This window comes from Pseudoalteromonas sp. MSK9-3 (assembly GCF_003590335.1).
Taxonomy (GTDB): domain Bacteria; phylum Pseudomonadota; class Gammaproteobacteria; order Enterobacterales; family Alteromonadaceae; genus Pseudoalteromonas.
In genome coordinates, this window is sequence record NZ_MIET01000010.1 from 19600 (window position 1) to 32140 (window position 12541).

The 12541-nt window shown below is 39.6% G+C and carries 16 protein-coding genes; 7 read left to right on the forward strand and 9 right to left on the reverse strand.

Annotated elements, in window-relative coordinates; all coding sequences use genetic code 11:
- The first annotated feature begins 247 nt into the window (after positions 1–247).
- Both BGP78_RS03455 and BGP78_RS03460 read left to right on the forward strand, forming a co-directional pair.
- Positions 248–1354, forward strand: coding sequence for an MBL fold metallo-hydrolase (locus tag BGP78_RS03455; RefSeq protein ID WP_119860101.1), 1107 nt, complete (start codon positions 248–250; stop codon positions 1352–1354).
- Between the two features lie 138 nt (positions 1355–1492).
- Positions 1493–2053 (forward strand): hypothetical protein, encoded by a 561-nt coding sequence (locus tag BGP78_RS03460; RefSeq protein ID WP_119860102.1) that lies wholly within the window; start codon positions 1493–1495, stop codon positions 2051–2053.
- Positions 2054–2159: 106 nt separating this feature from the next.
- Here the strand turns inward: BGP78_RS03460 and BGP78_RS03465 are convergent, their stop codons facing one another.
- From BGP78_RS03465 to BGP78_RS03480, 4 genes are all read right to left on the reverse strand, one after another.
- Positions 2160–2369, reverse strand: a complete 210-nt coding sequence (locus tag BGP78_RS03465; RefSeq protein ID WP_119860103.1) for a hypothetical protein — start codon at positions 2367–2369, stop codon at positions 2160–2162.
- A gap of 24 nt (positions 2370–2393) precedes the next feature.
- Complete coding sequence (locus BGP78_RS03470) at positions 2394–2603, reverse strand: hypothetical protein (protein ID WP_010365796.1); 210 nt, start codon at positions 2601–2603, stop codon at positions 2394–2396.
- A 125-nt stretch (positions 2604–2728) separates the two neighbouring features.
- Positions 2729–3976 carry a HAMP domain-containing sensor histidine kinase gene (locus tag BGP78_RS03475; protein ID WP_119860104.1) on the reverse strand — a complete coding sequence of 416 codons (1248 nt, stop codon included), beginning with the start codon at positions 3974–3976 and terminating at the stop codon, positions 2729–2731.
- Complete coding sequence (locus tag BGP78_RS03480) at positions 3973–4680, reverse strand: response regulator transcription factor (protein WP_119860105.1); 708 nt, start codon at positions 4678–4680, stop codon at positions 3973–3975. The genes BGP78_RS03475 and BGP78_RS03480 overlap by 4 nt, the downstream gene beginning before the upstream one ends.
- 338 nt (positions 4681–5018) lie before the next feature.
- On the opposite strand from BGP78_RS03480, the gene BGP78_RS03485 reads away from it, so the two are divergent.
- Positions 5019–5663: a carbohydrate-binding protein gene (locus tag BGP78_RS03485; protein ID WP_182912211.1), complete on the forward strand. Its 645-nt coding sequence runs from the start codon at positions 5019–5021 to the stop codon at positions 5661–5663.
- Positions 5664–5757: 94 nt separating this feature from the next.
- Here the strand turns inward: BGP78_RS03485 and BGP78_RS03490 are convergent, their stop codons facing one another.
- Genes BGP78_RS03490 through BGP78_RS03500 form a run of 3 tightly spaced genes read right to left on the reverse strand, consistent with a single transcriptional unit; the run spans position 5758 to position 7222 of the window.
- Positions 5758–6156: a DUF6463 family protein gene (locus tag BGP78_RS03490; RefSeq protein ID WP_010365800.1), complete on the reverse strand. Its 399-nt coding sequence runs from the start codon at positions 6154–6156 to the stop codon at positions 5758–5760.
- Between the two features lie 2 nt (positions 6157–6158).
- Positions 6159–6722 (reverse strand): TetR/AcrR family transcriptional regulator, encoded by a 564-nt coding sequence (locus tag BGP78_RS03495; protein WP_119860107.1) that lies wholly within the window; start codon positions 6720–6722, stop codon positions 6159–6161.
- A complete protein-coding gene (locus BGP78_RS03500) occupies positions 6719–7222 on the reverse strand; it encodes a DUF2867 domain-containing protein (RefSeq protein ID WP_119860108.1) in 504 nt (167 codons plus the stop codon). The genes BGP78_RS03495 and BGP78_RS03500 overlap by 4 nt, the downstream gene beginning before the upstream one ends.
- 219 nt (positions 7223–7441) lie before the next feature.
- Here BGP78_RS03500 and BGP78_RS03505 point away from each other — a divergent pair, with 219 nt between their 5' ends.
- Entirely contained in the window at positions 7442–7621 is a 180-nt protein-coding gene (locus tag BGP78_RS03505) for an alternative ribosome-rescue factor A (protein WP_119860109.1), read from the forward strand.
- Between the two features lie 29 nt (positions 7622–7650).
- Here the strand turns inward: BGP78_RS03505 and BGP78_RS03510 are convergent, their stop codons facing one another.
- Entirely contained in the window at positions 7651–8544 is an 894-nt protein-coding gene (locus BGP78_RS03510; protein WP_119860110.1) for a LysR family transcriptional regulator, read from the reverse strand.
- Between the two features lie 127 nt (positions 8545–8671).
- Between BGP78_RS03510 and BGP78_RS03515 the strand changes: the two genes are divergently transcribed.
- Positions 8672–9658 (forward strand): zinc-dependent alcohol dehydrogenase family protein, encoded by a 987-nt coding sequence (locus BGP78_RS03515; RefSeq protein WP_119860111.1) that lies wholly within the window; start codon positions 8672–8674, stop codon positions 9656–9658.
- Positions 9659–9718: 60 nt separating this feature from the next.
- Here the strand turns inward: BGP78_RS03515 and BGP78_RS03520 are convergent, their stop codons facing one another.
- Positions 9719–10261 (reverse strand): rhomboid family intramembrane serine protease, encoded by a 543-nt coding sequence (locus BGP78_RS03520; RefSeq protein WP_119860112.1) that lies wholly within the window; start codon positions 10259–10261, stop codon positions 9719–9721.
- Between the two features lie 397 nt (positions 10262–10658).
- Here BGP78_RS03520 and BGP78_RS03525 point away from each other — a divergent pair, with 397 nt between their 5' ends.
- Both BGP78_RS03525 and BGP78_RS03530 read left to right on the forward strand, forming a co-directional pair.
- Positions 10659–11615 carry a CHAD domain-containing protein gene (locus BGP78_RS03525; protein WP_119860113.1) on the forward strand — a complete coding sequence of 319 codons (957 nt, stop codon included), beginning with the start codon at positions 10659–10661 and terminating at the stop codon, positions 11613–11615.
- Between the two features lie 25 nt (positions 11616–11640).
- Entirely contained in the window at positions 11641–12540 is a 900-nt protein-coding gene (locus BGP78_RS03530; protein WP_119860114.1) for a DUF350 domain-containing protein, read from the forward strand.
- The last annotated feature ends 1 nt before the right edge of the window (position 12541 follow it).

Consider the following 12541-nt stretch of genomic DNA (forward strand, 5'->3'; position numbering starts at 1 on the left):
CCTCTGTAGCGCCAATGCTTGGTTGAAGTACATTTAGTGTTGCTAGGGAAGGTTGCTATGCGTCAATACCGATCGTAACCTTGAAATAGTAATGTCTGAGTTTTTTTAGTTACTCTATTGATATTGATGCTTATTTTTATTGTTTTTCTTTTTGTTTTCTATTTTCGAACAATAATAAAAAGTGATTAAGATTTTAATGAACCGCAAATGTACGATGAGTGCATGTTTTAGGTAAGGTATTGTAACCATGAAAAATAGACTTTTACTTACACTTATTAGTACTTTGTGTTTGAGTGCTTGCTCACAAAGTATCACCCGTATTGAGAATGAATTATTTTCAGTAACAGGAAAGAAATATCAAAATATGTACCCTAGTACGCATCAAGGGAATGGCCCTCACCATGCTTATGATGAAGTAGACTTTTTATTACCAACTGAAAAGAAAGTGGTTGAGCAGGGCATGATCAGTTTTGCGCACTCAGGTATTGATAAGACGTTTGGCTTTGAATATGAGAAGTTACTCTCGCCTACTTTTGAAATAAGCAAAGGAAATGTCGGGCATATCACATGGCTTGGACATGCAAGTTTTTTAATACAGAAAACAAATGGTGATGCATTGGTGACAGATCCTGTTTTTGGGGAGTTTGATGGCTATGGCTGGCTTGGAAGCAAGGTTATTAATGACTTAAATCGCTTGGGTGAAGCTCCGATAAAAGCAGACCAATTGCAGTTTGTAACAGGGGTCATGGTGTCTCATAATCACTACGATCACTTAAACAATGATTCTTTGAATAGTTTTAATGACGGCACCACTTTGTACTTGCCACTGGATACCGCTGATGATGTGAATTATCAGCAAGGCCCTATTGTTGAAATGGGGTGGTATACACAAACTCAACATAATAATACCGGCCTTCACTTTTTACCTGCAAATCATACATCTAGTCATGGTGCATTCGATACAGATGAAAGCTTGTGGGGGAGTTGGTTAATGGATGATGGTAAGCATAAAGTTTATTTCGCCGGAGATACGGGTTATAGCCCTATTTTTAAAGATATACAGCAAAAAGTAGGCGATATAGATGTATGTTTAATGCCTATTGTAGCGTACCCTCGCGGGGCAAGAAAAATGCATATGTCACCAGAAGATGCAGTACAAGCTGCACAAGACTTGGGTTGTAAAGTGTTTATTCCATGGGGCTACGGTACTTGGGCATTAGGTTTTGAACATGTTAATGAGCCTTTACGCCGTCTAGAAAGAGCTGTTCAAGATATGAAGCCTAACTTTATTGTCAAAACTCTACTTGTTGGACAAGGCGTAAATTACGCTGAGCTATTAAGTGCGTCTAAATAAAGGCTAGTCTAAAGGTCAAAGTAGTATTACATACTAAGGTTTTGGAGGTCAGTGTATGAAAATACAGTGGCCTTTTTTGCTATCTCTTTTACGCCATCTTATATAAGATATTTTTAAACTCAAAAGTATGGAAATGTTATGGTTTTTCGAGGACTTGCTTGGTTAGTAGGCATTACATTAAGCGGCTGTGTCAATGTGGCTCATACAGAACATTTGATTGCAGAAGATTGGCGTTATGCCACAGATCCGCATGGAAGCAAAGTGATATTAAGTGGGCCACTAGTTGAAAATGGCCAAGTTGGTATCGAGTTTTTTCGTGTCCCCCGCGTTGATAAGAAAAATAACTCATGGGTTGAGTTAATTTATGACCTACCGAACGGGTCATTGGCTGATGTAAAAGCTATATCGTTAACCTATAAAAGTGATAAACCACTTATTATTAAGTTGTCACAAAAAGACTATGGTGGGCAGGGTGATAAAAGCTACGCACATTATCAAATAAAACTGCCCCAAACGGGGATTGTTATAAGTAAAACGGTTTCTCTTGAAAGCTTTTCGCGTCCCGGTTGGACACCAATGTGGTCAAGTGATAAAGGCGTGATTAAAGAAAATATTAACGCGTTGTATTTTGTACCAGATTTGACTGATAAACAAGGAGGAGCAGCCCGCTTGTTCATTAAAACGCTAACCTTATTATAGTTTTTAGGTCTGGGGGATGTATTGTTTTTAGGTTATTAATAATATTAATTTATATTTTTATAAGTGAAGGAGAAAACTAATCCCCCCTCCACTGGACTATTCTATATTATGGCATTGGGCAGATTTCATTTACTGCGGAATAACAAGCACGGCCAGTATAGCACCCTAGATAAACCGCTGTATCACATCCAAGTGTTTCACAGGCTCCACGAGTAGCTAAATTACCACCTACGACTTGCGGTGTTTGGTTATTTGGTAATGAGGTTACATCATTACTTAACTTTTTAATGTTCTTTTTATTTAATTTAATTTTCATTTTTGTATTCCTTTTACCTATTGATTAAAATACTGTATTGCAGTTCTCTCCTGGGGCTGAATAGCAGTTTCTACCGGTTGCACACCCTGCAAATACTGCTGTATCACACCCTACGCTATAACATGCACCACGAGTGAAGTTACCACCACCGGCTACTTTTGGCGTCTGACCCTGTGATAAATTCACACTATTTCCACTCAGTTTTTTTATGCTTTTTTTATTTAATTTTATCATCTTTATTCCTTTAAAAAGTTGAACTACTACTGTTTCATATTTTTTTATTTATATAAAGCTTTTTATTTTTATATAGTTGAAATGGTATAGGCGCACTTACTGTCTATTTATACTGTGTCATTGAACTATGAAAATTTCAGTTGAACATGGGTTCCATTACTACTACTTGTTATAGAAAACTCTATTTTTAGCTGCTCACATAAACGTTTTACAATATTTAAGCCCTGACCGAGTCCTGAACTATGTTTTCCTTTTACACCAGCATCGAGCGCGTTATTTTTGAGTGAAGTACAGATCCCTTTACCGGTATCGCTAATGCTTAATACGTCATTATTATATGAAATAGCGACTGTCCCGCTACTGGTATATTTAAATGCATTACCTATTAAGTTGTTTAAGAGAATAAGTAGCTGGGTATGATCGACAGTAACGCGTTGTGTTTGGTCAATACTCACTTCAATGTTAATGTTAGGATCTGCTAGATATTGGTATTGCTGTAAAATACTTTTCTCAACCAAAGGCAAGAGCTTACAAGGCTCATATGCTTTTGGCTCTTCGCGGGCTAATGCAAGTAATACCTCTAGGCTTTGCTCTATTTGCAGTTGTGCGTTATTTATACGCTGCACGAGTTCTTTCTGCTGAGGATCTAGGCTGGTTTGCTGTAATAGTGTCAATGCTCCTTGGCTTATCGTTATTGGCGTTCTTAGTTCATGTGATACATCGCGAGTAAAATGTTGTTCTCTGTCTATAAATGCTTTGATACGTGCTAATGCGGACTCGAGAGTCAGAGCGAACGTACCTATTTCGTCATTTTTAAATTGTTTCGCAAACCCTTGAGGCAGCTTCTCGACAGGCGCATTATCTAAAATAGCCATAATTTTATCTAGCGGTTTTAAAAGTTGCTTAGCTAAACGGTGAGAGGTTGTTCCAATAGCAATAGCAATAACGACTAATATTGAAAGTAATATGAGTAATAAGTAGATCATTTCTTCTTTAAATTGCCTAACAACTAGATGGTCGCTCACTTCTGCAACTAGGTATCCGGGTTCCATATTATATAAATGGTAATACAAGCCATCATCGGTTGAAAACTCACGCTGATCAGGTGCTTTTTTTAAAGCCAACTTAACGGTATTAGGCAATACGTCAGTGGTTGGGTAGTATTTTATAAAGTCGAGTTTAGGATCTGGGGTTAAATTTTTTGCGATTTGTGTTTGAACAGTGGCTTGTTCATCTTTAAGTAATAGATAAAAAAACCGATCTTCTACGTTATAGGCAAATATAAAACTAAGAATTCCGTAAAGTACACTCATGAGTAGTGTCAGCCCAATAAAGTGGGTAACAATACGATTACGTAATTGATTGGTTCTCATAAAGCAGCACCAGTTATGGCATTACATGATAGCGCAAAGCCAATACCATGGAGTGTTTTGATTAACGGCTCATCAAATGGTTTATCGATGGCTTTTCGCAACTGATAGACGTGTGACCTAAGTGCATCTGAATCGGTTATGTCTTCACCCCATATTTTATCACATAGCTCAGAGCGACTGACTGCTCTGGGGTGGGCTTCCATTAATATTGTCAGTATTTGTAATGGAATAGGCTGTAAAGTTATATCGTTGTTTGCCCGCTGTACCTGCTGAGTTTGCTTGTTTAAAGTTAACGGGCCAATATGCAGGGTATGATCACAGTTGATTAAGTGTCTTTGTGCTAGTGCATTGCAGCGAACCCAAAGTTCTTCCAGCGCAAATGGCTTTGTTAAATAATCATCAGCACCTTGCTGAAACCCAATCAACTTATCGTCTAGTGTATCTCGCGCTGTGAGCATAATTACTGGTATATGACGAGACGCTTGCTCTCGTAATTTGGCACATACTTGCAGGCCATCTATTTTTGGCAACATTAAGTCTAAAATAACACAATCAAAATACTCATTGAGCGCCATATTAAGTCCTTGTTCGCCATTCATGGCAAAATCTAAACTAGCACCTTGTGTTTGAAAGTAATCGGCGATGTTACTACTTATATCATTGTGATCTTCAACTACTAACACTTTTAAATTTGCACGCACCATAAAAACTCCACGTTAGTCATTGCTAGGTCCTTTATTTAGGTTCACACAGGCTATGTGAAAAAATCGTGAAATGCGAGCGTTTTCAGTGCTTCATCAGCTACATTTTTTACACGTAATAGGTCCATGGATGTTCGCTCATGATCGTGCGATTTACTTTACAGGGCATCTGACTGCACGAGTCAAAATGAGTAACTCTGAATGCGAAAGGCATACTAAGTAAAATCTTACTTATTGTTTAATATGGTTTTAATTATTAATTCTGTCCTTTTCCATCGAAAGGGAAGATAAGCGTTTTATTTCGTTTAATGTATGGATTCAATTCGTTTCTAGGAAGAAAGATGAACAACATTATAAAAATATCATTATTGATAATCGCGAGTATTATGAATACAGCATTTGCAGCGCCAGAAGCCGTGTTAGAGGAGGTAGATCAAGTTAAGTCTAATGTTTTACAGTATATGCAAACTTGGCAAATTGAAGATGGTAGCACTCGCCAATTACACCTTAGAGAAGTTGCCGTTGAAAGCTTTACGTATAAAGATCCGACTTCATCGGGTTTAGCGATTGATAATATTAGCGATGTTAGTCAGTGGATTGGGGGCTTTCAAACTCAAATGAAAAAAATTGGGCTTTGGCCTATTAGCGCTAGGCTAACCTCAAATATTGATGTGCATGGCAATGATGATCTTGGCGTGTTAAGGTTTAATTGGGAAATTACCGCGTTAAGCGGTAGCGTCGTTATTGCAAAAGGCGTTGATTTTGGCACTACAAAAGGTAACAAATTAACGAGTATTACCGGCTTTTTCGGCGAGCTACAATTACTGTGTGATGCGCCTTTATGGCAACCAAAGCAGGTTTACTTAGCGGGTGAAAAAGTCACACATCAGGGCGCGATTTATCAGGCGCGTTGGTGGTTAAATACTGAACCAAGCAGTACTAATGAAGCATGGCAGTTATTAGGAATGTGTTCAGAGCACCCATAATGGTTTTACTCGTCATGTGAGGAGCAATTGTAAAGTTATGGGCGCTTAACCAATGCAGCGAGCATAACTTTACAGCAAGGATGGGTTTATATCTTTAAGTCACTTTACTGGATATGCTATTACCACGCTTCGCGTTTTCAAATAGTATCAATCCCCCTTGTACAATAAACAAGTAAGCGCCAGATTCAGGCATGATATATGCCAGCCCAATGCCGATTAGTGTAAAGCTCCAGCCTAACTGGCTCGGGAGTGAAAAACCCTGATTTATAGCTGTTTGCAGTGTCAAACCGAGTGTCATCCAAAAAAAACCTGTGACCAAAAACCAAGTAATGGCTTCTCTTTGGAAGTTCATTTCTCCGTGAATAATTGTCGAGCTAAACCATCCACTTTGATGCATGTCAGCGAGTGTTGACCACCCAAAAATTAATCCGACAGTTGTATGAAGTATGGCCGTTGCACAGAGTATATATCCTGAATATTTTGTTAATTGCATTGCTAGATGTCCTTATGTATATCTTGTAAAAATGATTTCGCTAATAACGTAGATAATTCTAAGCATTGATGAATACTGGGCTGTGGCTTCAAATGTAATAACCCTAAGAATTGGGAATATGACATGATGGCAAGTTTGTGGGCCAACTCAGCAGGGAGTCCCAACTCTTGATAACAGGTTTGTAAGTAGCTTTGACGGTGTGTGTCAATTTTTTTGAGGTGCTCAGCAATGAACGGTTCGGTTAAAGACCACGCTCTGATGTGAACTTCTGCTTCAATATTATTATTGGCTATCACCTGATCGAGTCTATTGAGCTTTTCGAGAGGACTACTTTGTGTATCTGCTTGTGCAATAAAATTGAGTGTTGTTTGTTCAAACCAATATTGCATTAAGGTATGAATGAAGTCGTCACGGTTTTTAAAGTGATGATAAAAAGACCCTTTTGTGACATTAAATGCATTGCACAAGTTAGCAATTTTAAGCTGTTTCGGCCCGAATTGAATAAGGTGCTTTAACGCATTATCAAGCCATTGAGTTTTATTATACTGGGGCTGCTTTGAGTTCATAAGCGTTGCTCTTTTACTGCGTTATGTATAACAACTCGAGCGATCACCCAATGAAAAGGTGTGATCAGCGCCATATATAATCGACCTATGGGAGTCTTAAGGTTCACTAATGTCGAGACAGTAGTCTGCTGATCATCTGTAGTTACACTCATGTAAAATTGCATATGCTTATCTTCTGCAAAGCTTATCACTTCGTGATCTTTCACTGAAATTACCGTCATGAACCCCGCAGCATCACCAAGTTTTAGGTCTGTTTTTTTCATTTCTAAAGAGGTAGTGGTACCGACCTTAAAGCCAAAGTATTTAACAATCTTATTTCGTATCGACATTAATGTATTTACCCACTTTGGCATGTGAGAGAAAATACTTAGCTGAGCTTTTGCAGCACTTAAAGTGGGTTTACTCAGTGGTGCACTTAGCGCATCTCGAAAACTATGTTTGGTGCGCATTGATGCTAAAAAGTCATTTTTTGGTATTGGTCTTGCCGTTACTTTCCACATAAATCTCCCTTATATAGTCACAACATAAATACATACCATAAGGTATGGTGTGTATTTATGTTGCGCTTTTTTTCACCAAGAGTAAAGGGGTTTTTGTGAACATTTGGCATTCGGTATCAATGAGTAATAACCTATAATTGAGTTAAGTAATCGCGGTTAATTGTGTTACTTTTAGACACGTTGTATCATTATTCAAACAACTTTATATAGAGATAACACATGCCTAAAAAACACATAAACCATGCGCATCAACGTGGTGAAATTAAAGATAATGCACTTAAAGCTTTAGTAACCAGCCCGTTGTTTAAAACAAAAGTAGAAAAAGCGAAAAAAGGAAAAGGAAGTTTTAAACGTAAAGCAAAACATTCGGGCCAAGAGCCTTATTTTATGGCAGCATAGTGCGAGCTTTAAAATAAGGCTTTTAGTTTTTAGTCCTCCCATTGAGAGGCGTTTACGAAATGTTGAGCTAAGTAGTCGATAAACGCTCTGACTTTAGGCGCAAGTAATCGAGAACTTGGATAAAGTGCCCAAATAGCGGTGTCAGAGACAAGAGGGTAGTCAGGTAATACTTGAACCAAATTACCAGATTTTAAGTGTTTATAGACGCTCCATTTCGAATTTATGGTAATACCAAGGCCATTAATACAGGCGTCTCTTATTGCTTCGCCGTTATCTGTTCTAAAGTTTCCCGTTGTTTTTATTACTGTTTGCCCCTCGTCGGTACGAAACCCCCAGTTTTCTAAACCTATCAGTGAAATACATTTATGGTTTGTCAGATCATGTGGAGAGCTAGGTTGTCCATATTGCGTGATGTAAGCGGGGGATGCGCATAATATACGGTGATCTGGTGCGAGTTTGCGGGCGATGAGTGTGGAGTCTTTCAGTTCAGAGTTACGAATGGCAATATCGAATCCGCCTTCAACCAAATCAACAATGGTATCGGATAGCTTTAAATCGACTTTTAAATCGGGGAATTGTGCTAAAAAGTCGGCCATGATAGGCACTAAGTGCATACGACCAAAAGAAGCAGGGGCAGCCACTCGTAAGGTGCCCCGAGGTAAGAAGCTGCCTGCGCCCACAGAGGCTCTTGCTGCTTCTACACTTGCGATAACATCCTCAGCATGAGGTAAAAATGCTTTGCCCTCCTCTGTGAGGCTCACTTTACGCGTTGTTCTATGGATCAACCTAACGCCCAGTGTACTTTCTAGCTTATTAATATGAGCACTTGCGACCGCAGGTGATAAACCCAGCTCATTACCCGCCATACTTATGTTATGTGTGACAGCAATTCTAATGAATAGCGTAAGGTGCTCTATCTGCATAATTATCAACAAAATCTAAAAAGTGATTCTGTATACTGCGCTATTATCAATGTAATTTCTAGTTTATATACTGCCAATTATTAAATGAAACATGAATAAATAACGAGATAACGCAGAGGAACTAAGTATGAAAGCTATGGTGATAAATCGGTTCGGTAATGAAGATGAGTTTGTATTAACACAGGTAGAAAAACCGCAAGTAAAAGTAGGACATGTGGTGATTAAAGTGGCAGCGACCAGTGTGAATACGGTTGACACCATGATCCGTCAAATGGGTAATGATCTTCCCCTGGCTCCGGCTCTTCCTGCGATACTTGGGATGGATTTTGCTGGTACTATTACTGAGGTTGGTGAAGGCGTTGTAGACTATCACGTGGGTGATGAAGTCTATGGTTGTGCTGGTGGGCTTGCTGATTTACAAGGCTCGCTTGCTGAATATATGCTTGCTGACGCCAACTTGATTGCCCTAAAGCCGAAAAACTTATCAATGCGTGAAGCCGCCGCCTTACCTTTGGTTGGTATTACCGCGTATGAAGGGTTAATGCGCGCAAACATTACAGCAGGTCAAAACGTACTGGTCCATGGCGGCTCTGGTGGGGTAGGGCATGTTGCATTACAATTGGCAAAGCACTTTGGAGCACAGGTATTTGCCACCGGTGGGGGAGATGCGCAATTAGCATTAATTGAACAATTGGGTGCTACAGCCATTAATTATAAAACTCAGAGCGTAGCAGATTATGTGGAGCTACATACTCAAGGGGTTGGGTTTGACGTGGTTTTTGATTCTGTTGGTGGGCAAAATATGGCGAATTCATTCGCCGCAGCAGCGCTGAATGGTCAGGTTGCGTCAACGGTTTCTATGGTGGAGCTAGATTTATCGCAAGCGCATTTTAAAGGCTTATCTTTACATGTTGTGTTTATGCTGATCCCAATGTTACACAATCACCAGCGTGAAGCTCATGCACATGTTTTGAAGCAATTGACGCGTATAGTTGAGTTGGGTGGACTCCAGCCTATTTTAGATACACAGCAGTTTAATTTAGAGGACGTGGGCAGCGCTCATGCACGCTTAACCAGTGGTCAAGGTATGGGTAAAGTCGTTGTAGAGTTATAACGAGTTTTGAAAAGGCAGTAGGTATACTGCCTTTTCAATTGGAAAACTTAGTGGGTTATTCTATTTGTGTTTCTTAAATAAATAGGCACTGAGCAAGCCTGCAACCGTACCAAAAAAGTGACTGCTCCAGCTAATATTAGGTTGATAACTGAGTAGAGAAAATGCCAGTCCCCCATAGATAAAAAAGACCAATATTGCGATGGCTATATTTTTCATATTACGCTGAAAAACAGCCAAACCAAGCAAGTAACCCCACAGACCAAACACCATTAAACTAGCACCCGCATGATGTGCGCTTGATCCTAATAACCACACACAGCTACCAGCTGCTAGCGTAATAAAAGTAAACACTAAAGCAAACTTTTTCAGCCCACTTTGCAAAGTCAAAAAAGACAATATACACAACGGAATTGCGTTGGAGGCGAGATGTCCCCAATTATGGTGGATCCAGGGGGCTAGGGGGATCCCAATAAGGCCTTCTAGAGTCCGTGGATAGATGCCAAACTGCGAGACAAATCCGTGAGAGAAGGTGTTGATAAATTGTATGGCGACCATGATAAAAAATATTGTCGCCACAATGCGCAGAGATTGCTTAAATGGCATAGTGCTTACCTATAATGTCGTAATTTTTCTTTGACTGACTTTTCATTCTTACCACACAGATAGTTATTTTTGTAAAGCTACATTAATTTAAGCACTTAAAAATAGCATCGTGATGGATATTAGACCTTCATCGTAAATAATAGCCAATGTTTATATTAGTCAGCATGAGTCAATGGGTGCTGAGCAACAGAAGAGCTTAAAGGTTGCTAATTGTTTTATGAGTATTATCGCATTTCTAATCTTTATATCTATAAACAAAAAGTAAAAAACCTATTTTAGGTAATTGCTATTAAATACCTTTAAAGCAATATTTTAAGTTTTCTTACTTGGTTATCTCATTAAGATATGTAGAATAGTGTTCTGGAATTTAGTATAAAAGCAGATCAGGTGACAATGAATGTCCGATTTTAGAGTTTGGAAACTTATTAGTCTGTTTTGTTTGTTTAGCTTAATGCTGGGCTGTGAATCGAAAGAAGAGCGGACTCAACAAACAATCAAATACACACTTCAAGAAGCATCTAAAGAGATTAATGCTCTGGGCGATGCGCTTGAGAAAAAGCAAATACGCAATGCTGTATTACTCAGTGAATACAGCAGGGTATTGAGTCAACAAAACCCCCAACTTAGTGCAATTGCACAACTCATAGGGCAAGACGCTTCTACGCAAGGCCCGTTATATCAAAATCTATTAACACGTTATAGCGAGCTAAAAGCACCTGCCGCGAATATGAATAGTGACGATATTATTAACCAAGCGACGTTATTAAAAGAAGCTGCTACACGCAGTTTATATTCTGATGCGTTAACTGATCCGATTAATGTGCTTGCCGATATGTCGAATGGCACCTTATCGAGAGTTGGCGCAGTGAGTAAAGCTGCTGAAGATGCCGCCAACAACGGGCAGGCCAATGTGGGTAATCAATTAGTTGGTAACGCCAATTATGGTCAATGGGAAACTAATTCAAGTGGTACAAGCTTTTGGATGTGGTACGGCATGTACCGTATGCTCGGTGATTTAGTGGGGGATGTTGACTATGGCGGCTGGAGCAAACGCCGCAGGTATAGTTATTATAATGACTATGGCCGCAAGCGATACACCAGCTACAAAAGGTATCAACGTCAGACAGTGGTAGAGCAACGCACCCGTCAATCATATAAAAGCCAGGGCAAACAATTTACGAGTCCTTACGCGAAAAAGAAATCAGGCGCATCTGGGTTAAGTCGCAGCAGCCATACCCCTTCATCAGCAACACGCAGTAGTTACTCTCGAAATAGTAGCTATGCCAAGTCTAGTGCTGGCTCAGTGCGTAATAGCTCAAGTAGAACCTCGCGCGGCGTGAGCCGAGGCAAGTAACGAATTGATAGCGGAGTTTAAAAACATGTACCAAATTAATGGATTAACGGCTTGGTCTCTACAAGCGCTACTGATAGATATGATGGTGATCATTGCCTTGTTTGTCAGTTTAAAATATATAAAGGGGTGGGTATCAAACCTACACGCCAATGACGAAATAACGGAAAAAGATAACTTTGCATTTGGATTAAGTTTTGCAGCTGGTCTTGCAGGCTTGGCTATTGTACTGACAGGGATCACCAGCGGGGCGTTTGCTGATTCTTTACTTGCCGAAGCAACGCAGATGGCAGGCTATGGCATTGTGGGTATTATTTTGATTAAGATTGGGCACTTTTTTCAAGATAAGGTTGCGCTGCAAAAAGTAAATTTACATGACGAAATTATAAAGGGAAATATTACCGCCGCATTGATTGATTTTGGTCATGTTATCAGTGTCGCAATTGTTATTCGCTCAGCGCTTATTTGGGTGTTGACCGAGGGGTGGTATGGGCTACCTATCGTTGTGGTGGCATTTATTATTGGTAATATCTGTATGTTATTAATAAGTCAGTATCGTGTTCAATTATTTAAACGGACTAATCGCAGCGGCGATTGCTTACAACAAGCCATCCTTGATAACAATATTGCAGTGGGTATTCGTTATGCAGGCTTTTTGATTGGCAGCGCATTAGCGTTAACCGCTGCTACGGGTATTGCGCCTTATGTGGCGGATAATATTACTTCAAGCCTAATTTATTGGAGTGTTTCGGCTCTTGGTAGTTTAGTCGCTTTTATTTTATTGCACTTGGTCATGATAAAAATAATCTTGGCTGGCAAGGATATTTCTGATGAAGTGAATCGTCAAAAGAACATTGGCGTTGCGACCATTTCTGCGGCAATTTCGTTTGCTATCGGTATGACAATGGCAACGTTGCTTGGTGCTTAAG

Coding starts and splice junctions, on each gene's coding strand:
- BGP78_RS03455 (WP_119860101.1), top strand. CDS start 248: ATGAAAAATAGACTTTTACTTACACTTATTAGTACTTTGTGTTTGAGT.
- BGP78_RS03460 (WP_119860102.1), top strand. CDS start 1,493: ATGGTTTTTCGAGGACTTGCTTGGTTAGTAGGCATTACATTAAGCGGC.
- BGP78_RS03465 (WP_119860103.1), bottom strand. CDS start 2,369: ATGAAAATTAAATTAAATAAAAAGAACATTAAAAAGTTAAGTAATGAT.
- BGP78_RS03470 (WP_010365796.1), bottom strand. CDS start 2,603: ATGATAAAATTAAATAAAAAAAGCATAAAAAAACTGAGTGGAAATAGT.
- BGP78_RS03475 (WP_119860104.1), bottom strand. CDS start 3,976: ATGAGAACCAATCAATTACGTAATCGTATTGTTACCCACTTTATTGGG.
- BGP78_RS03480 (WP_119860105.1), bottom strand. CDS start 4,680: ATGGTGCGTGCAAATTTAAAAGTGTTAGTAGTTGAAGATCACAATGAT.
- BGP78_RS03485 (WP_182912211.1), top strand. CDS start 5,019: ATGAACAACATTATAAAAATATCATTATTGATAATCGCGAGTATTATG.
- BGP78_RS03490 (WP_010365800.1), bottom strand. CDS start 6,156: ATGCAATTAACAAAATATTCAGGATATATACTCTGTGCAACGGCCATA.
- BGP78_RS03495 (WP_119860107.1), bottom strand. CDS start 6,722: ATGAACTCAAAGCAGCCCCAGTATAATAAAACTCAATGGCTTGATAAT.
- BGP78_RS03500 (WP_119860108.1), bottom strand. CDS start 7,222: ATGTGGAAAGTAACGGCAAGACCAATACCAAAAAATGACTTTTTAGCA.
- BGP78_RS03505 (WP_119860109.1), top strand. CDS start 7,442: ATGCCTAAAAAACACATAAACCATGCGCATCAACGTGGTGAAATTAAA.
- BGP78_RS03510 (WP_119860110.1), bottom strand. CDS start 8,544: ATGCAGATAGAGCACCTTACGCTATTCATTAGAATTGCTGTCACACAT.
- BGP78_RS03515 (WP_119860111.1), top strand. CDS start 8,672: ATGAAAGCTATGGTGATAAATCGGTTCGGTAATGAAGATGAGTTTGTA.
- BGP78_RS03520 (WP_119860112.1), bottom strand. CDS start 10,261: ATGCCATTTAAGCAATCTCTGCGCATTGTGGCGACAATATTTTTTATC.
- BGP78_RS03525 (WP_119860113.1), top strand. CDS start 10,659: ATGTCCGATTTTAGAGTTTGGAAACTTATTAGTCTGTTTTGTTTGTTT.
- BGP78_RS03530 (WP_119860114.1), top strand. CDS start 11,641: ATGTACCAAATTAATGGATTAACGGCTTGGTCTCTACAAGCGCTACTG.